The 25,478-nt window shown below is 32.0% G+C and carries 26 protein-coding genes, 2 tRNA genes and 1 other annotated feature; of the genes, 27 read left to right on the top strand and 1 reads right to left on the bottom strand.

Annotated features, from left to right (window positions below; all coding sequences use genetic code 11):
- Nucleotides 1-386 precede the first annotated feature (386 nt).
- From ABF633_RS11430 to disA, 7 genes are all read left to right on the top strand, one after another.
- A complete protein-coding gene (locus ABF633_RS11430) occupies nt 387-653 on the top strand; it encodes a hypothetical protein (RefSeq protein WP_415523845.1) in 267 nt (88 codons plus the stop codon).
- A 257-nt stretch (nt 654-910) separates the two neighbouring features.
- The gene (locus ABF633_RS11425; protein ID WP_415523843.1) at nt 911-1,369 is read left to right on the top strand and encodes a CtsR family transcriptional regulator; all 459 of its coding nucleotides are present in this window, start codon (nt 911-913) and stop codon (nt 1,367-1,369) included.
- Nucleotides 1,370-1,441: 72 nt separating this feature from the next.
- Nucleotides 1,442-1,966, top strand: a complete 525-nt coding sequence (locus tag ABF633_RS11420) for a UvrB/UvrC motif-containing protein (RefSeq protein ID WP_415523841.1) — start codon at nt 1,442-1,444, stop codon at nt 1,964-1,966.
- Between the two features lies 1 nt (nt 1,967).
- Complete coding sequence (locus tag ABF633_RS11415) at nt 1,968-2,990, top strand: protein arginine kinase (protein ID WP_415523840.1); 1,023 nt, start codon at nt 1,968-1,970, stop codon at nt 2,988-2,990.
- Nucleotides 2,991-3,003: 13 nt separating this feature from the next.
- Nucleotides 3,004-5,442 (top strand): ATP-dependent Clp protease ATP-binding subunit, encoded by a 2,439-nt coding sequence (locus ABF633_RS11410; protein ID WP_415523839.1) that lies wholly within the window; start codon nt 3,004-3,006, stop codon nt 5,440-5,442.
- 150 nt (nt 5,443-5,592) lie between these two features.
- Complete coding sequence (gene radA, locus ABF633_RS11405; RefSeq protein ID WP_415523838.1) at nt 5,593-6,945, top strand: DNA repair protein RadA; 1,353 nt, start codon at nt 5,593-5,595, stop codon at nt 6,943-6,945.
- Between the two features lie 18 nt (nt 6,946-6,963).
- Nucleotides 6,964-8,037, top strand: coding sequence for a DNA integrity scanning diadenylate cyclase DisA (disA, locus tag ABF633_RS11400; RefSeq protein WP_415523837.1), 1,074 nt, complete (start codon nt 6,964-6,966; stop codon nt 8,035-8,037).
- 200 nt (nt 8,038-8,237) lie between these two features.
- On the opposite strand, the gene ABF633_RS11395 is transcribed toward disA, so the two are convergent.
- On the bottom strand, nt 8,238-8,642 hold the full coding sequence (locus ABF633_RS11395; protein ID WP_415523836.1) for a DUF1573 domain-containing protein: 405 nt from the start codon (nt 8,640-8,642) through the stop codon (nt 8,238-8,240).
- A 149-nt stretch (nt 8,643-8,791) separates the two neighbouring features.
- Here ABF633_RS11395 and ABF633_RS11390 point away from each other — a divergent pair, with 149 nt between their 5' ends.
- From ABF633_RS11390 to rpoB, 20 genes are all read left to right on the top strand, one after another.
- The gene (locus ABF633_RS11390) at nt 8,792-9,262 is read left to right on the top strand and encodes a CarD family transcriptional regulator (protein ID WP_415523835.1); all 471 of its coding nucleotides are present in this window, start codon (nt 8,792-8,794) and stop codon (nt 9,260-9,262) included.
- Nucleotides 9,263-9,390: 128 nt separating this feature from the next.
- The gene (locus ABF633_RS11385) at nt 9,391-10,494 is read left to right on the top strand and encodes a PIN/TRAM domain-containing protein (RefSeq protein WP_415523833.1); all 1,104 of its coding nucleotides are present in this window, start codon (nt 9,391-9,393) and stop codon (nt 10,492-10,494) included.
- Nucleotides 10,495-10,514: 20 nt separating this feature from the next.
- A complete protein-coding gene (ispD, locus tag ABF633_RS11380; protein WP_415523832.1) occupies nt 10,515-11,216 on the top strand; it encodes a 2-C-methyl-D-erythritol 4-phosphate cytidylyltransferase in 702 nt (233 codons plus the stop codon).
- 477 nt (nt 11,217-11,693) lie between these two features.
- Nucleotides 11,694-13,091: a cysteine--tRNA ligase gene (gene cysS / locus ABF633_RS11375; protein ID WP_415523831.1), complete on the top strand. Its 1,398-nt coding sequence runs from the start codon at nt 11,694-11,696 to the stop codon at nt 13,089-13,091.
- A 15-nt stretch (nt 13,092-13,106) separates the two neighbouring features.
- The gene (locus tag ABF633_RS11370) at nt 13,107-13,526 is read left to right on the top strand and encodes a Mini-ribonuclease 3 (RefSeq protein ID WP_415523830.1); all 420 of its coding nucleotides are present in this window, start codon (nt 13,107-13,109) and stop codon (nt 13,524-13,526) included.
- A gap of 2 nt (nt 13,527-13,528) precedes the next feature.
- Entirely contained in the window at nt 13,529-14,332 is an 804-nt protein-coding gene (gene thyX / locus ABF633_RS11365; protein ID WP_415523828.1) for an FAD-dependent thymidylate synthase, read from the top strand.
- A gap of 42 nt (nt 14,333-14,374) precedes the next feature.
- Nucleotides 14,375-15,205, top strand: coding sequence for a 23S rRNA (guanosine(2251)-2'-O)-methyltransferase RlmB (gene rlmB / locus ABF633_RS11360; RefSeq protein ID WP_415523826.1), 831 nt, complete (start codon nt 14,375-14,377; stop codon nt 15,203-15,205).
- Between the two features lie 2 nt (nt 15,206-15,207).
- Complete coding sequence (locus ABF633_RS11355; protein ID WP_415523825.1) at nt 15,208-15,720, top strand: NYN domain-containing protein; 513 nt, start codon at nt 15,208-15,210, stop codon at nt 15,718-15,720.
- A 69-nt stretch (nt 15,721-15,789) separates the two neighbouring features.
- A complete protein-coding gene (gene sigH, locus ABF633_RS11350) occupies nt 15,790-16,437 on the top strand; it encodes an RNA polymerase sporulation sigma factor SigH (RefSeq protein WP_415523824.1) in 648 nt (215 codons plus the stop codon).
- A gap of 62 nt (nt 16,438-16,499) precedes the next feature.
- Nucleotides 16,500-16,574 (top strand) — tRNA-Gly (locus tag ABF633_RS11345).
- Between the two features lie 10 nt (nt 16,575-16,584).
- Nucleotides 16,585-16,660, top strand: a tRNA-Thr gene (locus ABF633_RS11340).
- A gap of 99 nt (nt 16,661-16,759) precedes the next feature.
- Nucleotides 16,760-17,953, top strand: a complete 1,194-nt coding sequence (gene tuf / locus ABF633_RS11335; protein ID WP_415523815.1) for an elongation factor Tu — start codon at nt 16,760-16,762, stop codon at nt 17,951-17,953.
- Between the two features lie 187 nt (nt 17,954-18,140).
- Entirely contained in the window at nt 18,141-18,290 is a 150-nt protein-coding gene (gene rpmG / locus ABF633_RS11330) for a 50S ribosomal protein L33 (protein ID WP_015617507.1), read from the top strand.
- 42 nt (nt 18,291-18,332) lie between these two features.
- Entirely contained in the window at nt 18,333-18,557 is a 225-nt protein-coding gene (gene secE / locus ABF633_RS11325; protein WP_415523823.1) for a preprotein translocase subunit SecE, read from the top strand.
- A 49-nt stretch (nt 18,558-18,606) separates the two neighbouring features.
- On the top strand, nt 18,607-19,128 hold the full coding sequence (gene nusG, locus ABF633_RS11320; RefSeq protein WP_415523847.1) for a transcription termination/antitermination protein NusG: 522 nt from the start codon (nt 18,607-18,609) through the stop codon (nt 19,126-19,128).
- Nucleotides 19,129-19,201: 73 nt separating this feature from the next.
- Nucleotides 19,202-19,627 (top strand): 50S ribosomal protein L11, encoded by a 426-nt coding sequence (gene rplK / locus ABF633_RS11315; RefSeq protein ID WP_415523822.1) that lies wholly within the window; start codon nt 19,202-19,204, stop codon nt 19,625-19,627.
- Nucleotides 19,628-19,682: 55 nt separating this feature from the next.
- Nucleotides 19,683-20,372 (top strand): 50S ribosomal protein L1, encoded by a 690-nt coding sequence (rplA, locus tag ABF633_RS11310; RefSeq protein ID WP_015617503.1) that lies wholly within the window; start codon nt 19,683-19,685, stop codon nt 20,370-20,372.
- 38 nt (nt 20,373-20,410) lie between these two features.
- Nucleotides 20,411-20,538: a sequence feature (ribosomal protein L10 leader region), on the top strand.
- Between the two features lie 34 nt (nt 20,539-20,572).
- Nucleotides 20,573-21,085: a 50S ribosomal protein L10 gene (gene rplJ, locus ABF633_RS11305; protein ID WP_415523821.1), complete on the top strand. Its 513-nt coding sequence runs from the start codon at nt 20,573-20,575 to the stop codon at nt 21,083-21,085.
- Nucleotides 21,086-21,116: 31 nt separating this feature from the next.
- Nucleotides 21,117-21,485, top strand: a complete 369-nt coding sequence (gene rplL, locus ABF633_RS11300) for a 50S ribosomal protein L7/L12 (RefSeq protein WP_415523820.1) — start codon at nt 21,117-21,119, stop codon at nt 21,483-21,485.
- A gap of 283 nt (nt 21,486-21,768) precedes the next feature.
- Entirely contained in the window at nt 21,769-25,473 is a 3,705-nt protein-coding gene (rpoB, locus tag ABF633_RS11295) for a DNA-directed RNA polymerase subunit beta (RefSeq protein ID WP_415523819.1), read from the top strand.
- Nucleotides 25,474-25,478 lie beyond the last annotated feature (5 nt).

The raw sequence follows: 25,478 nt of genomic DNA, 5'->3' as shown, positions 1-25,478 counted from the left end.
CTCGGCTGTTAACCGATAGGTTGAAGGTTCGAATCCTTTTCGCGGAGCCATTTTTTATTTTTTGAATATATTTTAATGATTATTCCGTTAATTACAATGTAATTAACGTTTTTTTGCATAATTAATTGTCCATTATAAATAGAATTCTAAGTATTGGTATTTATCCGATGACTACCATCAGTAATACTCCCATCGCACTCTGTGAAAGTGATTCACAGAAAATCAAAGATTTTTGTTCTTTGCTTTTCGTAAAGTGACAGTGAAGAGTGGCTAGATGCATGGATACATGAATAAATGTAATTAATTTTATATAAGTAAAATGATTCCAGGGATATTTTTCGCCATATTACTAAAAATAAAATAAAACTTTTAAAGGAGAAATCTTAATGTCAGAATATATACTTGATGTTAAAGGTTCTGTTAATTTAAGTGATTATGGAAATATCTATGAGTATATGGGTATCGTTGGAGTAAATGATAAATTTACAATAACTATAGATTACTTAGATGAGAAGAATATAGAATTAATTATGTCTATGTTAAAATACAAGGATTTTACAATACTAGATAATGGCAAAAATAAACAAGGAAAATATTGTATTAAAGTCTGTAAAGGTAGTTCTCAATTTAGGAACATTCAAATAAATAATTAGTCAGTATGCTAGTATCTTTGACTCACTATTTATTTTTATATGTCTTAAAGCATAAAAATAATTGGAACTTATATATTTTATAATTGCAAAATGAAAGATTTAGTGGGAGTAAATAATTTCTGCTAAATTTTTTATTTTATATAGTAAATTTAAAAAATTTTAAAAATATTTATTGAAAAAATTATACGAAAAATGTATAATAAAATAAAAGTCAAAGAAAGTCAAAGAGAATAAACCTTTAATGGAGGGGATGTTCTATGATAAGGCTATCTGATATTATAGAAAATTTTATAAAAGAAATGATGGCAGAAACAGATGAAAATGAATTAGAAATACAACGAAATGAGTTGGCTAATCAATTTAGCTGTGCACCTTCACAGATAAATTACGTATTAACAACTAGATTTACTACAGAAAAAGGTTATTACATCGAAAGTAAAAGAGGTGGCGGTGGATGCATTCGCATAAGGAAGATAGAATATATTGAAAATAAACCACTGGCTAACGTAATTACAGAAAAAATAGGAAATAGTATAACATATAATGGAGGAATACAGATCATTGAGGCTTTAAAGGACGCAGAAATTATATCTAATAGAGAGATGAATATTTTGAAGGCAGCTATAAATGATAGGACTTTGTCTATGGTTAATGATTTAAGAAATAAAGTTAGGGCGGAAGTTTTAAAAGCCACTATAATGGCTATAATGTTGTAGGTTTACAGTTAATGGTATAAAATATATAATAATAATATATTCTTTTGTATTACAGAGGAGGATTGAGAAGGTATGTTATGTGAAATATGTAAAAAAAATGAGGCAACTTTTTATATAACTAAGATTGTAAATGGTAATAAACAGCAGATTAGTTTATGTGAAAATTGTGCTAAAGAATTTGATGGATTTAATGTTTCAGGAGAAATAGGAATAATATCACCTTTTTCACTTCAGAATATATTAAGTGGACTTATGGATTATATGAGTGAAACTCCAAGCGTTTCTAAAGGGCCAGAAATAAAATGTAAAAATTGTGGTATGACTTTAGCTAAATTTAAGGAAAAGGGGTTACTTGGTTGCAGTGAGTGTTATAAAAATTTTAGTTCCACTGTAAATCCGGTGATATATAGAGTACAGGGTAAGGTAGAGCACGTTGGTAAGATACCAAAAAAATGCGGCAAGGGAATAATTGAAAAAAAGAGAATACTAAATTTAAAAGAGGATCTACAAAAAGCTATTGCACTTGAAAATTATGAGGAGGCAGCGGTAATTAGAGACAAAATTAGAGTAATGGAAAATAACGAAAAGGAGGGGTAATATGCAGAATTGGTTAAAGTGTGATGATAATCCTGATAATTTTGTTATAAGTAGTAGAGTAAGATTGGCAAGAAACATTAAAAATGAGCCATTTCCAGACAGCCTTGATGAAAATAAGGCTAGAAGATTAGTGGGAGAAATAGAAAATGCATTTTTTACATCTTCTCATATGAAAGATGAATTTAAAAGTATACATTTATGGGATTATGATAAAACTTACAATAGATCTTTCATAGAAAAGCATTTAGTTAGTAATAAATTAATAGAGAATAAAGATAAATCTGCTTTTATTGTAGATAAGAATGAAACTGTTAGTATTATGATAAATGAAGAAGATCATATAAGATTGCAATGTATAAGTTCTGGATTTAATTTAGAGGAGATTCTAGATTATTCTAATAAATTTGATGATCTTCTTGAAGAAAAAATAGAGTATGCTTTTGATGAAAAACTAGGATATTTAACAGCTTGTCCTACAAATGTAGGGACGGGATTGAGAGCTTCAGTAATGATGCATTTGCCAGCTCTTACTATGAATAGTCAAATTAATGGAGTACTAAATGCATTAACTCAGGTTGGAATGACAATCAGAGGACTGTATGGAGAGGGATCTGGGGCATATAGTAATTTATATCAAATTTCTAATCAGATAACTCTTGGAATCAGTGAAGAGGACGTATTATCTAATTTAAAAGCAGTTGTGAATCAGCTTATTAATCAGGAACAGCTTTCCAGGGATCAAGCAAAAAAGAAATATAATTACGAATTAGAAGATAAGATATATAGGTCACTGGGTATTCTAAAGTCTGCTAGAGTTATGGATTCAAAGGAATGTTTAAAACTATTATCTAATATAAGAATGGGTGTAGAAATGGGAATTATTAAAGATATAAATAAAAATGTGCTTAATGACTTGCTAGTAAATACTCAATCGGCTACACTTAGTATTATATATGAAAATAAATTAACTGGAAGAGACCTAAATATAAAAAGAGCAGATTATATTAGGGAAAAATTAAAGTAGGTGGTGAATTAATATGTTTAGCAATAGGTTTAATGAAAGAACAGAAAAAGTATTATTTTATGCCAAAGAAGAGGCACAAATGTTTCAGCATGGTTATATAGGTACAGAGCACATTTTGCTTGGCATACTAAAAGAGGAAAATGGTATATCAAAGAAAATCCTTAATAACTTAGGTATAACAATTGATGCTGTAAGAAATTTAATTGCTGAATATGAAGGAAAAGGAGACATTGATTTATATAGAAATGAAGTTCCTTTAACTCCGAGAACTAAGCGATTACTGGAAATTAGTGCTTTAGAAGCTACAAATTTAAATCATAACTATATAAGTCCAGAGCATATACTTTTGGCTTTAATAAGAGAAGGAGAAGGCGTTGCCTTTACAATATTAGGTAATTTAAATGCAGATTTTGATAGGTTGAGAAAAGAAATTTTAGAAAAATTAGCAGCTGGTGAGGGTAATAGCACAAATAATAAAGCTTCCAATTCAGCTAATAATTCAACTCCTGCCTTGAATCAGTTTGGAAGGGATTTGACAACAATGGCGTCAGAGGGAAAACTTGATCCTGTTATAGGAAGAGATAGTGAAACTCAAAGAGTTCTAGAAATTCTTTGCAGAAGAACAAAAAATAATCCTTGCTTAATTGGAGATCCTGGAGTTGGTAAAACTGCTATAGCTGAAGGCTTAGCACAAAGAATAGTGTCAGGTAATATTCCAGAAATATTAAAGGATAAGAGAGTGATAACTTTAGATATTTCCTCAATGGTAGCTGGCTCAAAATATAGAGGTGAATTTGAAGAAAGATTAAAAAGAGTTATGACAGAGATAAGAAATTCTGGAAACGTAATTCTATTTATTGATGAGATTCACACTATAATAGGAGCAGGAGGCGCCGAAGGAGCTATAGATGCATCTAATATATTAAAGCCTTCTTTAGCTAGAGGAGAGATTCAGTGTATTGGGGCTACTACTATTGATGAATACAGAAAATATATAGAGAAGGATTCGGCGTTAGAAAGAAGATTTCAGCCAGTAAATGTTGGTGAACCATCAAAAGAAGAAGCTGTTCTCATACTAAGAGGGTTAAGAGATAAATACGAAGCACATCACAGAGTAAAGATTACAGATGATGCTCTTGAAGCAGCAGTAAATTTAGCAGATAGGTACATTACAGATAGATATTTACCTGATAAGGCAATAGATCTTATAGATGAAGCTGGAGCAAAAGTGAGAATAGAAAATCTTACTGCACCACCAGATTTAAAAAATCAAGAGGAAGAGCTTGAAAAAACTGAGAAAGAAAAAGCAGATGCTATAAGATTGCAGGATTTTGAGAAAGCTGCAAGGCTTAGAGATAAAGAAAAAGAATTGAAAGAAAAAATAGAAGATTTTAAAAAGAATTGGAAAAATAGAAAAGATGTTGAAAATCATATTGTATCTGAGGCACAGATAGCTGCTGTTGTAGCAAAATGGGCTAATATACCTGTAGAGAAGCTTACAGAAAAAGAATCAGAAAAACTATTGAAATTAGAAGAAATACTTCATAAGAGAGTAATAGGGCAGAATGAAGCAGTAAAATCAGTTTCACAAGCTGTAAGAAGAGCAAGAGTTGGACTCAAAGATCCAAAAAGGCCTATAGGTTCATTTATATTCCTTGGACCAACAGGTGTGGGAAAAACTGAATTGTCAAAGGCTTTAGCAGAGGCTATGTTTGGTGATGAAAATAGCATAATTAGAATAGATATGTCTGAATATATGGAAAAACATACTGTATCTAGATTGATTGGTTCACCTCCAGGATATGTAGGATTTGACGATGGTGGTCAACTAACGGAGAAGGTTAGAAGAAATCCATATTCAGTAGTTTTATTTGATGAAATCGAAAAAGCTCATCCAGATGTATTTAATATTTTACTTCAAATTCTTGAAGATGGAAGATTGACAGATGGTAAAGGAAAAACAGTAAATTTTAGAAATACAATAATAATATTAACATCAAATGTTGGGGCTTCAACTATTAAAAAGCAAAAGTCTTTAGGATTTGCTGTAAATAGCAATGAAGTAGAAGACGAATATGAGAAGATGAAAGAAAATATAATGGAAGAGCTAAAAAGATCTTTCAGACCGGAGTTTCTAAATAGAATTGATGATATAATTGTATTCCATCAACTGTTGGAAGAAGATCTGCAAGAAGTTGTTAAACTTATGTTAGAATCTGTGAGCATCAGGTTAAAAGATCAGGATATTAACATTAAATTTACAGAGGAAGCAGAAAAACTTTTAGCTAAAAAAGGCTTTGATCCAACTTATGGAGCAAGACCTTTAAGAAGAACCATTACTAAAATAGTGGAAGATAAGATATCAGAAGAAATACTAAATGGCTCGCTTCATAAAGGAGATAATGTTTCAGTTACTGTTAATGACAATGAATTGGAATTTTCCAAAGCTTAAATTATATTAGGCAGAGTAGACTTAGGTTTCTCTGTCTCTTTTATTTTATTATGTATATTTAAAAAATTTTTTTTATAGTTTTTAATAACGCATAACAAAGATATTAAAAATATTGTATAATATTTGTGTAGTTATTAGGAGGGTGTGTTAATGCCAAAAAATAAAACTACTTTTGTATGTCAGGAATGTGGCTATGAATCTTTAAAATGGATGGGTAAGTGTCCTGGTTGTGGGACATGGAATAGTTTTGTTGAGGAATTAACAAAGCAAAATAAGAATAGTACATTTTTAGATAAAAATAGTGAATCTAAATGTATAGTTAATATAAAATCGGGAGAACATGAAAGATATAATACAGGTATAAAAGAATTAAATAGAGTATTAGGTGGAGGCTTGGTTAGGGGTTCTTTGACTTTGATTTCTGGATCACCGGGCATTGGAAAATCAACTTTATTATTACAAAGTGCCAATAATATTGCTGAAAAATATGGAAAAGTATTATATGTTTCGGGAGAAGAATCAGAAGAACAGATTAAAATGAGAAGTGATAGGCTTAAGGTAGCTTCTAATAATCTATTTGTGCTTTCCGAAATTAATATGGAGGTTATTCTAAATCAAATAGAGCAGCTGCAACCTATGTTTGTCATTATTGATTCAATTCAGACGATTTTTAAACCATCAATAGCTTCAGCTCCAGGAAGTGTATCTCAAGTTAGAGAATGCGCAAATGAAATAATGAGAACAGGTAAACTTAAGGGAATCTCTTTTTTTATAGTTGCACATGTAACAAAGCAAGGAGAATTAGCAGGACCTAGAGTATTAGAACATATGGTTGACAGTGTACTTTCTTTTGAGGGTGAAAGAACTGAAGAATTTAGAATACTGCGAACTATAAAAAATCGTTTTGGAACTACCAGTGAAATTGGAGTTTTTGAAATGAATGAAGAAGGGCTTATTGAAGTGGATAATCCTTCAAATGTATTTTTAGAAGAGACTAGTTTTAAACAAGAAGGCTCTATTGTTATAGGTATTATGGAGGGGACTAGACCGATTTTAGTTGAAATCCAAGCGTTAGTCAGTGAAACTAAGGCTATTATGCCCAGGAGAACAGCAGTTGGAGTTGATTCTTCAAGACTTAATTTAATATTAGCAGTATTGGAAAAAAAGTTAAAAATACCTTTTTTCAATTGTGATGTTTATGTAAATGTAGTTGGTGGTTTGGATATAGCTGGTACCTTTGGAGATTTGGGCTTAGCTCTTGCTTTAATTTCAAGCATAAAGAGTAAAAAAATAAATATAGATAAAATGATAGCTGTTGGAGAAATAGGACTTACAGGTGAAGTAAGACCTATTTCATACTGCGATAGAATTGTAAATGAAGCAGAAAAAATGGGATTTACAAATATTATAGTTCCTGTAAGAAATAAGGGAAAAATAAAAACAAACACTATGAATGTATTTGGAGTGTCTTCATTAAAAGAAGCTGTAAATAAAGTATTTTGAATAAGGTGATGATATAAGGTGAATGAATTAAGATTGAAAAAAGATAAAGAGCTTATGTGTGTTTTAAAAATGATGGCACCAGGAACTCCATTAAGAGAAGGGTTAGAAAATATTCTAAGGGCAAAGACTGGTGGACTTATAGTTTTAGGTGATAGTTCGGAAATTTTGGATATAATGGATGGAGGATTTAAAATAAATTCAGAGTATAGTCCATCCTATGTATATGAGTTAGCTAAAATGGATGGTGCTATAGTTTTAAGTTCAGATTTAAAAAAAATATTAAGTGCAAATGTTCAGCTTATACCAGATTCATCAATACCTACTTTTGAAACAGGAACAAGACATAGAACTGCACACAGAGTTGCAAGACAAACAGGGAATATAGTAGTAGCTATATCTCAACGAAGAAATGTAATAACAATTTATAAAGATGATATAAAATATGTACTTAGAGATAGCAGTATCATATTAGGTAAGGCTAATCAGGCACTGCAAACTCTTGAGAAATATGTATCAGTCTTGGAAAGAGTTGTGACAAATTTGAATTTGCTTGAATTTCAAGACTTGGCAACACTTTTTGATGTGGTGACTTCCATCCAAAGAACTGAAATGGTAATGAGGATAGTTTCTGAAATTGAAAGATACATATGTGAACTTGGAAACGAAGGAAGGCTTATTTCTATGCAACTAAATGAATTAGCGAAAAATGTTGAGCAGGATGGTATACTTCTTATAAGAGATTATTGCGAAGACAATATTGACTATGATGAAGTGCAGAAAAGTATACAAAGTATGAGTTCAGATGAATTCCTAGATTTAGATGTAATATCAAAGCTTATTGGATATCATGGAGTTCCATTGGTTGATACTCTTATATCACCTAGAGGTTATAGAATGATAAGTAAGATACCTAGAATACCAAGCACTGTTATAGAAAATTTAGTAAAACATTTTAAGGAGTTAAAAGCTGTTATGGAGGCATCTTATGAAGAACTTGATAATGTAGAAGGAATAGGTGAAGCAAGAGCAAAGGCAATAAAGAATGGACTTAGAAGGCTTAGAGAGCAATTTATTTTGAATAAGCAATTTTAGGCATCTTCAAAAATATATAAGTCAGTTTGCTAGCCTATTTTGAATTCTACTGCGTCACCAGAATTTACTGATCTTGCTATCATCAGAATCTGTTCTCTCATTGAATTAAAAATATTCGTCGAATCTTCGACCTGTTATTTATTTTCAGATGCCTTAATAAAATAAGAGTTATACTTTAATTTTGTATAACTCTATAGGTATTATCTTAGATTATATTTACCTAGGGTATGAATCTTATCATATTCTTTTAGTAATATATCATATAAGTTAAGTCCTAAAGTATTGCAAAGAGAAGTTAAATAAAATAGATTAGTGCCAATTTCACTTTCTATTATATCTCTGCAGTTCTCACATAGTTTTCCTTTTATATGTGTCTCTAAACATTGACTCAAATTTTCAATGTTTAAATCAGAATCTTTACTTGGGAGTTTTTGCTTTTTTGCTTCCATACTTATGCATCCACAATTAGTAATAGATTTTGCTACAGCCCTATTTATTCTACCTTCCGATTCTTGTAGTTTTGTCATGATGTCTAATAGACTTCTATGTCTTATCAATGATTCATCCACAGTATTTTGAAAATCATCAAAAATTATATCCTTCATTAGGCTCATCTCCCCTATAAACAATTAATTTATGTCTATAAAATGATTATAGAATTCTTAATATAATTTTGTCAATAAAAGTATAGTACAAATTTTTAAGTACAGCTATATAATAAATCAAGAGTACTTTTATTGATAGGGGGATTTGAATGTTAAAAGTTGGAGAAACAATATTTATTCCTAAATATGGAGCTGGAATTATTACATCCATAGAAAATAAGGAATTATATGGTAAACTGTATGATTATATAGTTATAACATTTATAATAAATGATATGAAGTTTTATATACCCAAAGAAAGAATAAATATGTATAATATAAGGCATATATCTAGCAAAGATGAAATAAATGCTGCTTTAAAAATAATTGAAGAAGATATAGATGAAATTAATAATGATTGGAATAAAAGATATAGAGGAAATAGAAGAAAAATAAATACTGGCAATATACTAAAAATAGCTGAGGTGATAAGAGATCTATATTATATGAAAGACAATGAGATAATGCCTCCTGGAGAAGAAAAAATACTTGAAGAGGCAGAAAATATGATTGTAAGTGAAATAATGCTTGTTTTTAATTTGGGGATGGATACGGCCTATGAATTAATTAGAAAAAGTTAATATTTTATAAAAAACGTTTACTTTTATTGAAAATAAATTTTTGTTATAATATAGTAAGAAGAAAAGGTATTTTTATATGTGAATTTAAAAATGAACAATTGGTAATAATTATAAGGGAGGTGGAATTATTGTTAAAAAAATTATTGAGAGGGCTTTTAACCTTAATTGGACTTGTATTAGGATATATTTTGGGTGATGGTTTACTAAAAACGCATTATTTTAATATAGTTATAACTAAAAGTGGTGCAATTCAAACGGTCTTATTTTTAATTTTATGTACTTTATTATTTGGATTAATATTTTACTTGATATCACCTTGGATTATTAATGGAATTACAAAGGCTATGGAGTATTTTGAAAATAATATTCAAAAGGTACCAATATCTGAAATTGTTTTTGGGACAGCAGGGGCTATGGTTGGCTTGTTTATATCTGCTATGTTTGTTAGCTTGTTCCCAAGAATGTCTATACTATGGACATTTATAGAAGTTATTATATGTCTTATAGTAGCTGCTTTTGGAGCCGATATTGCAATTAAAAAAAGAGAGGAAATAGTATTATTTTTTTCTAACGCAAAGAAAGTTAGTATAAATAAAGACAAAAAGAACAAAGCTGTGTTTAAATCTGGAGCAAAAGTATTGGATACATCTGTAATAATTGATGGTAGAATATTTGATATCTGTCAAACTGGATTTGTTGAAGGAACTCTTATAATACCAAACTTTGTACTTCAAGAACTGAGACATATAGCTGATTCCTCTGATGCGCTTAAAAGAAATAGGGGTAGGAGAGGGTTAGATATATTAAATAAAATTCAAAAGGAATTGAATGTTGATGTTCAAATATATGAGAAGGACTTTGCAGATATTGAAGAGGTTGATAGTAAGCTCTTAAAATTAGCACAAATCATGAATGGTAAAGTTATAACTAATGACTATAATTTAAATAAGGTGGCAGAGTTTCAAGGTGTTCCTGTACTTAATATAAATGAACTTGCTAATGCTGTAAAACCAGTGGTTTTGCCAGGAGAGGAAATGATAATTACTATTATTAAGGATGGTAAAGAATCGGGACAGGGGATTGCTTACTTGGATGATGGAACCATGATAGTGGTAGAAGGTGGTAGAAAACATATTGGTGAAACTCTTAATGTTGCTGTTACATCTGTATTACAAACTGCAGCAGGAAGAATGATATTCGCTAAACAGAAGGAGAACTTAAGTAAAGCTTAGGTAAGGGAGTTATAATTGAGATGGGGAAAAACTGTGCTATAATAGTAGCTGCTGGTAAAGGAACAAGAATGGGTAAAGGAATAAATAAACTATTTCTTAAAATAAAAGATAAGCCTTTACTAGCGTATACATTAGAAGCGTTTGAAAAAAACAAATATATTGATAGTATAATATTAGTATCAGCCAAGAATGAAGTGGAATATTGTAGAAGTGAAATAGTATTAAAATATTCTATTAGCAAAGTAAAGAAAATAGTATGTGGTGGAGAGAATAGGCAGCAGTCGGTGTTAAATGGCCTGAAGGCTACTAAAGAATGTGATATAGTTCTTATTCATGATGGAGCAAGGCCTTTTGTTAGCCATAAAATTATATGTGATGGTATAAAATATGCCAGTATATATGGAGCTTGTGCCTGTGGTGTGAAGCCAAAAGATACAATTAAAGTAAAGAATGATGTGGGATTTTCAGACTATACATTGGATAGGAATAAACTATTCTGTGTTCAAACACCGCAGAGTTTTAAAAGAGATATAATCATAAATGCACATAAAGATATTATAAATAAAGATATATCTGTGACGGATGATACTATGGTAGTTGAAATATGCGGATACAATGTCTTTTTATATGAAGGAAGCTATACAAATATAAAGATGACAACTCCGGATGATTTGCTTTTAGGCGAGAGGATACTTAGAGATTTTAATTATTTAGATATTTAAATCTAAAATTATGTATAATTTTAGAAAGTATAGTTTTTAACTCGCCCTTAATTAATAGGGTGAGCTTTTTTACTCTATAGAAAATTAATAAACAATTTTAATTGGAATCTATATAATTTAAAATAATTTAGTCTTTGCTATGAAATAATTGTAATGCTATAATCTTACCATAGATATAAATAAGATTTATCCGATGACTAATCACTCTAATACTCTCATGGCTTTTCGTAAAATAGGAGTAAAGAGTGGCTACGCCCCTGGATAACGACTTACCCTAAAGGACAACGAGTTCTAAGTATCGGAGGTCATAAACAAAAACTCCACCTGATGCTAATAAGTCTATTTATAGTAGATTATACCGATAACGGATATTTATATAATTGGAATTGTTGATAATAGTGCTTATTAATAAGATACTGTGGATATTATTTCCTAATATTATCACAATTGTAATGGCTAAAAAGTAGGAGGTAAAATATGAAAATATTTAATACAATGTCTAAAAAAAAGGAAGAATTTGTACCAATTAATCCTGGAGAAGTTAAGATGTACGTCTGCGGGCCTACGGTGTATAATTTTTTTCATATAGGTAATGCAAGAACATTTATTATATTTGATACAGTAAGAAGATATTTCGAATATAAAGGTTATAAAGTAAGTTTTGTACAAAATTTTACTGATATTGATGATAGAATGATAAATAAGGCAAATCAAGATGGTATAAGTATTAAAGAACTGGGTGACAGATTTATTTCTGAATATTATAAAGATGCAGATGGGCTGCATATAGAGAGAGCTACTGCAAATCCAAGAGCAACAGAATTTATTCAAGATATTATAAGCTTTGTTAGTGATCTTATTGACAAAGGATACGCCTATGAAATTGATGGAGATGTTTATTTTAGTACTGAAAAATTTGAAAATTATGGTAAACTGTCGGGGCAAAATTTAGAAGAATTAGAAAGTGGAGTAAGAATAAACGTAGATGAAAGAAAAAAAGATCCCATGGATTTTGCTATATGGAAAAAGCAAAAAGATGGTGAGCCAGCATGGGAAAGTCCATGGGGACCTGGAAGACCAGGATGGCATATAGAATGCTCTTGCATGGCACATAAGTTATTAGGTGATACTATAGATATTCATGCTGGTGGTATGGATTTGGTTTTTCCACATCACGAAAATGAAATTGCTCAAAGCGAAAGTAGAAACGGTAAAAAATTTGCTAATTATTGGATGCATTCTGCTTATTTGAATGTAAATAATCAAAAAATGTCAAAATCTCTAAATAATTTTTTTACGGCAAGAGATGCACTTAAAAAGTTTGATCCTGAGGTAATAAGATTCCTTATGTTAAGTGCACACTATAGAACTCAATTAAATTACAGCCCTGAGTTATTGGAGTCAGATAGGTCAGCTCTTGAGAGATTGTATAATTCTATCTACAATTTAGAAAATTTATTAGAAAAGACTAATATAGATAAATTAAAAGATGAAGAAAAGGTATATTTGGATAATTTAAATTCCTATAGAGATAAATATATTGAAAAAATGGAGGACGACTTTAATACTGCAGATGCAATTTCTGTGATATTTGATTTAGTGAGGGATATAAATTCCAATTTGGGTATTGAATCTTCAAAAGAAATTATAGAAACTTCCCTTAATTTAATTAGAGAACTGGGAAAGCCTCTTGGAATACTTCAGAAGTCCACAAAGATTAATTTAGAGAAAGAAATAGAAAAATTAATAGAGGAAAGACAAAAAGCTAGAAAGGAAAAGAATTTTGCTCTTTCAGATAAAATAAGAGATGATTTAAAAGCAAAGGGTATAATACTTTTAGATACACCAGAAGGTGTAAGATGGAAAAAAGCATGATTCAGAGGTGCAAATATGGAATTTAGTTTGTTGAAAGGCAGCTTTACTAAGCAGGAGGCAAAGAATTTAAATCCATTAGTACTTGCTTTTGTGGGTGATGCAATATATGAAGTGTTTATAAGAGCTTATATTGTCAATGAAAATAGAAATATGCATGTTCATAAACTTCACATTAAAGTTGTTTCCTTTGTAAAAGCTCATGCTCAAAGTGAATTTATAAAAGAACTTTTAAAAGATTTAAGCGAAGAAGAATTAGCTATTTATAAAAGAGGTAGGAATTCAAAATCTGGTACCGTACCCAAAAATGCAGATTTATGTGAATATAGATCTGCTACAGGGCTTGAAGCACTTTTTGGATATTTATATTTAACAGAACAAAATGATAGGATAAACTATTTTATTAGCAGAATTATTAAAATAAAGTTAGGGGAATAAAAATGTCATTAAAGGTAATTTTGGTAGAACATACTCCAAATCCAGAGAAAGTTGTAGCAGCAGCAGCAAAGCTTTGCTATAGTTCGATTGGAGTAGACGATATTATGGAAAATTTAAATGAAGAAAATACAAATAAATTTATAAATATGCTAATGTCCTATGGACATCATTCTCCTATTGAACATGTTTCATTTACTTTTGCTATAGAAGGTGTATCAAGAAGCTTAACTCACCAATTAGTAAGACATAGGCTTGCATCATATTCTCAACAAAGTCAAAGATATGTAAAACTTGCTCAATTTCAATACATAGTTCCACCGGAAATTGAAAAAAACAAAAAAGCAAAAGAAATTTTTATTAGTGCTATGGGAAAGGATCAACAGGTATATGATGAACTTGTTAAACTACTAAAAGAGTCAGCTTTTAGCAGTTTAGAAGAAGAATATATTAGAGTAAACAAGTTAAACCCAGGTGAAATAGATGAGAAAAATTTATCTTCTCTTTTAAATAAAGCAGAAAAAAAAGCTATTGAAGATGCAAGATATGTATTTCCAAATGCTTGTGAAACAAAAATTATTGTAACTATGAATGCTAGAGAACTTATGCATTTTTTTAACGAAAGATGTTGTAATAGAGCACAATGGGAAATTAGAGCTATGGCAAATGAAATGCTAAAGGAAGTAAAGAAGATATCACCTGTACTATTTAAATATAGTGGACCTGATTGTGTTAGAGGAATATGTCCAGAAGGTTCAATGACTTGTGGTAAGATTTTAGAAGTAAGAGAACTATATTTAAATAAATAAATGTGGTTTTATAAAATTAATTATACATAGAAAGGGTTAATTATGAGAGAAAAACAAATAACAGAAAAGAGCAATAGGAGTATTCCTAGGAAGAACACACATAGAGATAAAAAAGTTATTAAAGATTCAGGAAGAGAAGATTTAGTAGAGGGAAGAAATGCTGTAATTGAAGCTTTAAAATCCGATAGAACTGTAGAACAGATATTAGTGGCTAAAGGAGATAGCGAGGGCTCAATTAATGTTATTTATGCATTGGCCAAAGAAAAGCATATAGTAATAAAGGAAGCAGATAGGAAAAAACTTGATCAGATGTCAGATACCGGGGCACATCAAGGGGTTATAGCCATAGTAACTCCCTATAAATATTTTGAAATTGATGATATTTTAAAATATGCAGAAAGTAAGGGTGAAAAGCCTTTTATAATAATTTTGGATGAAATTGAAGATCCGCATAATTTAGGGTCAATAATTAGGTCCGCAGAAATATGTGGTGTACATGGGGTTATAATTCCCAAAAGAAGAAATGTTGGTATTACACCTATAGTGTATAAATCATCAGCAGGTGCTGTGGAATATATGAAAATTGCTAAAGTTACTAATATAAATTCAACTATCGATACTCTTAAGAAGAAAGGTATTTGGATTTATGGTGCAGATATGGGGGGCAAAAATTATTGCTATGAAAATAATTTTCTTGGGGCTATCGCACTAGTGATTGGTAGTGAAGGCAGGGGAATATCAAAGTTAACTAAAGAAAAATGTGATGGTCTAGTTAAAATTCCTATGCACGGCAGGATTACATCTCTAAATGCATCTGTTGCAGCAGGCATAATTATGTATGAAGTGCTAAAGCAAAAGATCCAAAGAGGATAAAAGTGAAAAATATATTTATTGATGGATATAATGTAATTAATAGTTGGAAAGATTTAAGACAGGAGAATACAGGAAGTATGGAAATTTCAAGAATGAAATTAAAGGATATACTTCTTAATTATGGAGTTTACAATGACTATAAGATTTTTTTAGTATTTGATGCACATCTGCAGGCTGGAAATATTGAAAAGAGGGAAAAAGTCAATAAAAATCTAATAATTGTATTCACTAAAGAAGGAGAAACGGCGGACAGTTTTATAGAAAGACATGTAAATAATATAGGAAGAAAATACGAAGTTTTAGTGGTTACATCAGACTCTTTAGAACAGCAATTAATATTTCAAAGAGGTGCCATAAGAATGTCATCTATAGAATTTTATCATGAAATAAAATCTATTGAAAATAAAATTAGAAAACAAAGTGTAAAGAAACAAGATGATGGAAGATCCAGTCTGAAAGATAGAATTGATAGAGATATTGCAGATAAGCTAGAAGAGATGCGTAGAAGTAAATAAAATACTTGACTTGTAAATTATTGCTAATGTATAATTTAGTAGATGCTTTTACTCATTGGAGGGGATAACTTGGTGAAAAGGGGAATTATAGAAGCTCAATCTTCAAAATACAATGAATGGCTGGATGAAGAAATTGCTATTGAAGCAAAAAAAGGGGATAAAAAAGCTCAAGAGTATATCATTAGTAAATACGAAAATTTTGTAAAAGCTAAAGCTAAATCTTATTTCTTAATTGGAGCGGATAAAGAAGATATCTATCAAGAGGGAATGATAGGGTTATATAAGGCAATTAGGGATTTTAAACCACATAAATTGGCATCGTTTAAAGCTTTTGCGGAACTTTGCATAACACGTCAAATTATAACGGCTATTAAAACGGCAACTAGGCAGAAACATATACCACTAAATACATATATCTCTTTAAACAAACCCATATATGATGAGGAATCAGATAGAACACTTTTAGATGTGCTGTCTAGTGTAAAAGTGGCAGACCCTGAGGAACTTGTTATTAGTAGAGAAGAGGTCATAAGTATTGAAACTGAAATCGGACAAGTACTTTCTGAACTTGAGTTAGAAGTTCTTATGTCGTACTTAGAAGGAAAATCTTATCAGGAAATTGCTTGCGATCTAGATAGATGTGCTAAGTCTATAGACAATGCATTACAAAGAGTGAAAAGAAAATTGGAAAAGTGCTTAGATAAAAGATTGTTTTGATATTGACAAAATAGCAAATTAGTGTTAAAATAAATAACTAGTGTATGCCTTGCACTATATGTGCGGGAGTAGCTCAGCGGTAGAGCACTAGCTTCCCAAGCTGGGGGTCGCGGGTTCGAGACCCGTTTCCCGCTCCAAAGTGAAATTGCCCATGTAGCTCAGTAGGTAGAGCGTCACCTTGGTAAGGTGGAGGTCACCAGTTCAAATCTGGCCGTGGGCTCCATACTTGGAATTTGCAACACACGTGGAACAGTGTACACTAAAATGTAATGATGATAACTCAAAAATTAAGGTAATAGCTTGGTAAAAGGAGGAATAAAAAATGGCAAAAGCAAAATTTGAGAGAAATAAACCACATGTAAACATAGGAACAATAGGACACGTAGATCATGGTAAGACAACATTAACAGCAGCAATAACAACAGTATTGGCACAGACAGGTGGAGCAACAGCAACAAACTATGCAGAAATAGATAAAGCACCAGAAGAGAAAGAAAGAGGAATAACAATCAACACAGCACACGTAGAATATGAGACAGCAAATAGACATTATGCACACGTTGATTGTCCAGGACATGCAGATTATGTAAAGAACATGATAACAGGAGCAGCACAAATGGATGGAGCAATCCTAGTAGTAAGTGCAGCAGATGGTCCAATGCCACAGACAAGAGAGCATATACTACTAGCAAGCAGAGTTGGAGTTCAGCACATAGTAGTATTCTTAAACAAAGCAGATATGGTAGATGATCCAGAGTTAATAGAATTAGTAGAAATGGAAGTAAGAGAACTGTTAAGTGAATATGGATTTCCAGGAGATGATACTCCAATAGTAGTAGGAAGTGCATTGAAAGCATTAGAGAATCCAACAGATGCAGAAGCAACAAAGCCAATATTAGACTTAATGGAAGCAGTAGACAGCTATATACCAACACCAGAGAGAGCAACAGATAAAACATTCTTGATGCCAATAGAAGATGTATTCACAATAACAGGAAGAGGAACAGTTGCAACAGGAAGAGTAGAAAGCGGAATTCTACATGTAGGAGACGAAGTAGAAATCGTAGGATTAAAAGAAGAGATAGGAAAGACAGTAGTAACTGGAGTAGAAATGTTCAGAAAATTACTAGATGAAGCAATGGCTGGAGATAATATCGGAGCATTACTAAGAGGAATTCAGAGAACAGACATAGAAAGAGGTCAGGTATTAGCAAAACCAGGTTCAGTAACACCACACAATAAATTTGTTGGTCAGGTATATGTATTAAAGAAAGAAGAAGGCGGAAGACATACACCATTCTTTGATGGATACAGACCACAATTTTATTTCAGAACAACAGACGTAACAGGATTAATAAAATTACCAGAAGGAATGGAAATGGTAATGCCAGGAGACCATATAGATATGACAGTTGAATTAATAAGCCCAGTAGCAATGACTGATAATTTAAGATTTGCTATAAGAGAAGGCGGAAGAACAGTTGGTTCTGGTGTCGTTACTTCTATTGTTAAATAGTCTGATTTGATTATGGGCTGGGTTATTAACCTAGTCCTTTTAAAAGCACAAAGTTAAGCTTACATTTCATATTTCATTTTAATATATTTGTTGACAGAAGTAGTTAATTGTGATAAATTATTTAGGTAACACATGTTTTGAAAGGCGTATGTTATGTATAAGGCTTCAAAACCGGGAGGTGTAGATTGTGAGAGTTAAAGTAACTTTAGCATGTACAGAATGTAAACAAAGAAATTATAATACCATGAAAAATAAAAAAAATGATCCAGATAGACTTGAAATGAGAAAATACTGTCCTTTCTGCCGTACACATACACTTCATAAAGAGACAAAATAGTTATGACCTATTTACGCAATTTTTTTATAGGATGTGAATAGAATGTCTAATAATGGAAAAGCTGAAAAAATGAAGGAATCACCATTAAAAGGGTTAATAAACTTTTTTAAGGAACTTAAGGCGGAAACTAAAAGGATTACTTGGCCATCTAAATTTGATGCTAAGAAAGCTACTGCGGTAGTTGCGGTATTCTGTGCAATTTATGTTGTAATAATTGCTATTTTGGATTTGGGTTTCACTAACCTCTTCAAGGTGATCTTTAAATAAGGTATAAAAGGAGGTTATGGGACTAGGAATAAATCCTAATCCTAAGATTATGGGAGAAAAAGCTAGATGGTATGTAGTACATACATATTCAGGGTATGAAAATAAAGTTAAGGCCAATATAGAAAAGACTATAGAAAATAGAAATATTCATGATTTGATCTATGATATTCAAGTGCCTATGGAAGAAGAAATTGAAGAAAAAGACGGCAAGAAAAAAGTAACTCTTAAGAAGGTTTTTCCTGGATATGTTCTAATTAAGATGATAATGACCGATGATTCTTGGTATGTGGTTAGAAATACAAGAGGAGTAACTGGATTCGTTGGTCCAGGATCTAAACCAGTAGCGCTCACTGATGAAGAAGTTGATTCTATGGGCATCGTTGAGAAGCCTGTAAAAATTGATATTGAAGTGGGCGAAAGTGTTAAAGTAATTAATGGACCTTTAGAGAATCAAATTGCTTTAGTTCAGGAGATTACTGAAGATAAGCAAAGGATTAAGGGTTTAGTTAATATGTTTGGCAGGGAAACTCCTGTTGAACTTGAATTTAATCAAATACAAAAATTAGATTAGTAAAGACGAAAGTCTTAATAAAGTGGGAGAATTTCTAAAATTCGCATGACCACATTACAGGAGGTGTAAACTCATGGCTAAAAAAGTGGTAGGTTTAATAAAACTTCAATTACCTGCAGGAAAGGCAACTCCAGCACCACCAGTTGGACCAGCACTTGGACAACATGGTGTTAATATTATGGCATTCTGTAAGGAATATAATGCTAAGACTGCTAATCAAGCAGGACTTACTATACCAGTTGTAATTACAGTTTATCAGGACAGATCATTTAGTTTTATACTAAAGACTCCACCAGCAGCAGTACTAATTAAAAAAGCAGCTGGAATTAAGAGTGGATCAGGTGTGCCAAATAAGACAAAGGTTGCAAAAATCACTAAGGATCAAGTTAAGCAGATAGCTGAAACAAAGATGCCAGACTTAAATGCAGGTTCATTAGAAGCTGCTATGAGCATGGTAGCTGGAACAGCTAGAAGTATGGGCGTAGAAATTACAGAATAGTTTTTCTAATTCAGTGGGAGGCAAAACCGTTAATACCACAAGGGAGGATTTTTTTATGGGAAAGAATTATGTTGAAAGTGCAAAACTTATCGACAAAAATGTTCTATATACACCAAGTGAAGCAGTAGAGTTAGCAATAAAGACTTCAAAGGCTAAATTTGATGAAACTATAGAACTTGCCATTAGACTTGGTGTAGATCCAAGACATGCAGATCAACAGGTTAGAGGTGCAGTAGTATTACCTCATGGAACTGGAAAAAAAGTTAGAGTTCTAGTCTTTGCTAAAGGCGAAAAGGCGAAAGAAGCAGAAGCGGCTGGAGCTGAATTCGTTGGAGCTGATGAGTTGGCTTCAAAAATTCAGAGTGAAAATTGGTTTGATTTCGATGTAGTTGTAGCTACCCCTGATATGATGGGCGTAGTTGGAAGACTTGGTAGAATATTAGGACCTAAGGGATTAATGCCTAATCCAAAATCAGGTACAGTTACATTTGATTTGGCTAAAGCTATTGCTGAAATAAAGGCTGGTAAAGTTGAGTATAGAGTTGATAAAACTTCTATTGTGCATGTTCCAATTGGAAAGCATTCTTTTGGAAATGATAAACTTGGACAAAATTTTCATGCTTTAGTTGAAGCTATAGTAAAAGCAAAACCATCAGCAGCTAAAGGACAATATATAAGATCAGTAGTAATAAGTAGTACTATGGGACCAGGAATTAAGATTAATCCTGTAAAAATTCTAGATTAGTATTGACTTATAATTATATATTTGATATACTTTCAAAAGTTAAATAAGTAAACACTCCGTAGATAGTAGGTGCTTAGGCGTAACGGGAAACCAACCTACCGAGGATTCCAATATATGATCGTGTATATGGTCTCTTCGTCTTACGGAGAGATCTTTAGTTTTAATTGAGCAGTTTTAAACTGTGAGGAGGTGGATACACAGTGGCAAGCAAATTTAGAGAATTAAAAGAAGCAAAAATTTTGGAAATAAAAGATAAGTTGGGTAAAGCAGAAGCTGTTATAATGGTAAAATATCAAGGTTTGACAGTTGAAGAAGATACTGAACTTAGAAAGAATTTAAGAGATGCTGGTGTGGAATATAAAGTTTATAAGAATACATTAGTGACTCGTGCAGCAAATGAACTTGGATTTGAAAAAATGGTGCAATATCTTGAAGGACCAATAGCTGTAGCTATTGGATACGAGGATCCAACTGCTCCTGCAAGAATCTTAAATGATTTTTCTAAGGCTCATAAAGCATTGGAATTAAGAGCAGGATTAGTGCAAGGTGAAATATTTGATGAAAACAAAGTCAAAGAACTTGCATCTGTTCCATCAAAGGAAATACTTATTGCAAAATTACTTGGAAGCTTCAAAGCTCCAATATCCAATTTCGCTTATTTAGTAAGCGCTATAAAGGATAAAAAAGAATCAGAGTCATCTGAGCAAGCTTAAAAAAGAGAAATATATTCGGAGGTGCTATAAAATGTCAAAAGAAGAAATAATTGAAGCTATAAAAGGTATGACTGTTTTAGAGTTAAATGAATTAGTAAAATCTTGTGAAGAAGAATTTGGTGTTAGTGCTGCTGCTCCTGTAGCTGCTGCTGGTGCTGGTGCTGCTGCTGGTGCTCCTGCTGAAGAAAAATCAGAATTTGATGTAGTCTTAGCAGAAGCTGGTCCTAACAAAATCAAAGTTATCAAGGTAGTTAGAGAAATAACTGGATTAGGATTAAAAGATGCTAAAGAAATAGTTGACGGAGCTCCAAAAACTATTAAAGAAGCTGTAGCTAAAGAAGAAGCTGAAGCATTTAAAGCTAAAATTGAAGAAACAGGCGCAAAAGTAGAATTAAAGTAGTCAGTTTCTAAAATGGCACTCCAAAGAGTGCCATTTTTTTTTAAGAATAATACGCATCATACAATTTTATTTCTTGATTGGATTGACATATAATATGGTTTGTGATATCATATAGAAATGCAACGAAATATTTAGATTTTGTTTAACAAAATTACGTATTATATGAATTAATGTTAGTTTTATGGTTATAATAACCAAATAGTAAGGTGATTAACCCAGAAATGTAATTCCACAGGTGAAGTGCGTTTTTGGTTATTTTAGTTTATACAAGGGGTGAAAGCTAATGGTACATCCTGTGCAAGTGGGTAAAAGAACAAGAATGAGTTTTTCTAAGCAACATGAAATTGGAAAGATGCCTAATCTCATAGAAATACAATTAGATTCATATGAGTGGTTTCTTAAAGAAGGACTTCAAGAAATATTTGATGACATCAATCCAATTCAGGATTATACGGGCAATCTTGTTCTAGAGTTTGTAGGATACAAACTTGATATGGAAAATATCAAGTATTCTGTGGAGGAATGTAAGGAAAGAGATACTACATATGCAGCACCTTTAAAGGTAAAGGTTAGATTACTTAACAAGGAGACTGGTGAAGTTAAAGAACAGGAAGTTTTCATGGGAGACTTTCCTTTAATGACGGAACAGGGAACTTTTGTGATTAATGGTGCTGAAAGAGTTATAGTAAGTCAATTGGTAAGATCGCCAGGTGTTTATTATGATTTTTTGGTAGATAAAACTGGTAAAAAATTATTTTCATCTACAGTTATTCCAAATAGAGGAGCTTGGCTAGAATACGAAACTGATAGTAACAGCGTTATCTATGTAAGGATAGATAAGACTAGAAAATTACCGATTACTATATTGGCTAGAGCTATGGGCTATGGATCAGATGCTGATATTGTAGAATACTTTGGTGAAGAAGAGAGATTAAAAGCCACAATTGAAAAAGATAATACAAAAACTAAAGAAGAGGCACTGTTAGAAATATATAAAAGATTAAGACCTGGCGAGCCTCCTACTGTAGATAGTGCAGTTTCACTTATAGATTCTTTATTTTTTGATCCTAAAAGATATGATTTATCTAGAGTTGGAAGATATAAATTTAACAAAAAATTAGCCATAAGTCTTAGAATTGCTAATAAAATAGCTGCTGAGGATATAGTCAATGATGAAACTGGAGAGATAGTTGTCCAAAAAGGTGAGAGAATTGATAGAGAAAAGGCTATTGAAATTCAGAACTCTGGAATTAATAAAGTAGATATTATAATTGATGATAAAGTAATTAGAGTTATAGGAAATCATTTTGTTAATATCAATCATTTCATTAAATTTGATATTAGCGATTTGAACATAAAAGAGTTAGTGCATTATCCAATATTAAATGAGATATTGCAGAACTATACTGAAGAAGACTCGATAAAAGAACAGCTTAAAAAGAATATTCACAGATTAGTGCCAAAACATATTGTGAAAGATGATATATACGCAACAGTAAGTTATGAGCTAGGGCTAGCTTATGGTGTGGGCAATGTAGATGATATTGACCATTTAGGTAATAGAAGACTTAGATCTGTTGGTGAATTATTGCAGAATCAATTTAGAATAGGCCTATCAAGAATGGAGAGAGTGGTCAAGGAAAGAATGACTATTCAAGACCAAGAAGTAATAACGCCTCAGGCGCTTATAAATATAAGACCAGTGGCGGCAGCTATTAAAGAATTCTTTGGTAGTTCACAACTTTCACAATTTATGGATCAAACAAATCCACTATCAGAACTTACACATAAAAGAAGATTGTCGGCACTAGGACCAGGTGGACTTTCAAGAGAAAGAGCTGGATTTGAAGTTAGAGACGTTCATCATTCCCATTATGGAAGAATGTGCCCTATAGAAACACCAGAAGGTCCTAATATAGGACTTATAAACTCTTTAGCTACTTATGCCAAGGTTAATGATTATGGATTTATAGAAAGTCCATATAGAATTGTTGATAAAAAAAATGGCAAGGTTTTAAATGAAATAAGATATTTTACCGCAGACGAAGAAGATCAATTTTTAATTGCACAGGCAAATGAACCTTTAGATGAAGTAGGCAATTTTGTAGATAGTAAAATAACTGTCAGAACCAGAGATGATGTATTAGTTGTATCAAATACAGAAGTTGATTTAATGGATGTATCTTCAAGGCAGATAGTATCAGTAGCTACAGCTATGATACCATTCCTTGAAAATGATGACGCCAGCCGTGCACTGATGGGTTCAAACATGCAGCGTCAGGCAGTGCCTTTATTAAAGCCTCAGGCTCCTATTGTAGGAACAGGTATAGAGTTTAAGGCCGCTGTCGATTCAGGAGTTCTTCCTAAGGCAAAACATGCAGGTGTAATTGATTATGTCAGTGCTAATGAAGTAAGAGTAAAGAGAGATGATAATGGCTCTATCGATTCTTATAGATTATTGAAGTTTAAAAGATCTAACCAAGGCACATGTATAAATCAAAGACCTATAGTATCAAAGGGAGAAAAGGTAGATGTTGGTACTGTGCTATCAGATGGGCCATCTACTGATCTGGGAGAAATAGCATTAGGTAAAAATATTCGTATGGGCTTTATAACCTGGGAAGGATATAATTACGAAGATGCTATGCTTATATCTGAAGAACTTGTTAGAGAAGATGTATTTACATCAATTCATATAGAAGAGTATGAAGCAGAAGCTAGAGATACTAAGCTTGGACCTGAGGAAATTACTAGAGATATACCTAATGTAGGCGATGACGCTCTTAAGGATATAGATGAGAGAGGAATTATAAGAATTGGTGCGGAAGTACGTTCAGGAGATATATTAGTTGGAAAAGTTACACCTAAAGGTGAAACTGAATTAACAGCAGAAGAAAGACTTCTAAGAGCTATATTTGGAGAAAAGGCAAGAGAAGTAAGAGACACATCTCTTAGGGTTCCACATGGAGAAGCTGGTATAATTGTGGATATAAAAGTTTTCACAAGAGAAAATGGAGATGAATTACCTCCTGGAGTCAATGAATTGGTAAGATGTTATATAGCTCAGAAGAGAAAAATATCTGTTGGTGATAAGATGGCAGGAAGACATGGTAATAAAGGTGTTATTTCAAGAGTTTTACCAGAAGAAGATATGCCATTTTTACCAGATGGTAGACCACTTCAAATATGCTTGAATCCATTGGGTGTTCCTTCTCGTATGAATATAGGGCAGGTTTTGGAAGTTCATTTAGGATGGGCAGCAGCTAATCTTGGATGGCATATAGCAACGCCTGTATTTGATGGAGCTACAGAACCAGAAATAGTTGAATGCCTAAAGAAGGCCGGATATGATGAAGATGGAAAGACTATACTATATGATGGAAGAACTGGAGAAGCATTTGACAGCAGAGTTACAGTTGGATATATGTATATATTAAAGCTAGCACATTTAGTTGATGATAAAATACATGCTAGATCAACGGGTCCATATTCTTTAGTTACACAGCAGCCTTTAGGTGGTAAAGCGCAGTTTGGTGGCCAAAGGTTTGGTGAAATGGAGGTTTGGGCACTAGAAGCTTATGGTGCGGCTCATACTTTACAGGAAATATTGACCTTTAAGTCTGATGATGTTGTAGGTAGAGTTAAGACCTATGAATCTATAGTTAAAGGTGAGAATATACCAGAACCAGGTGTTCCAGAGTCATTTAAGGTTCTTATAAAAGAACTTCAAGCTTTATGCTTAGATGTAAAAGTTCTTGCAGGAGATAATCAGGAAGTAAAATTGAAAGAGTCAGTGGAAGAAGGCTTGGAAGATTTAGATGTGAACATTGAAGGAAATGAAGATAGTGTTCCTCCAACTCCGCCAGATGATTATATTGAATCTGATAACCAAGACTCAGATGATGATATTGACTTAGATTATGATGATTTGCCTTTAGATGATCTTCAAGAAGGATTGGAACTTGAAGATTTCAATGATGAACACTAATTATG

This window comes from Clostridium sp., assembly GCF_047718555.1.
Classification (GTDB): domain Bacteria; phylum Bacillota; class Clostridia; order Clostridiales; family Clostridiaceae; genus Clostridium_I.
Note: the sequence above shows the minus strand (reverse complement) of the source record. Positions and strands in the feature narration are given on the sequence as shown.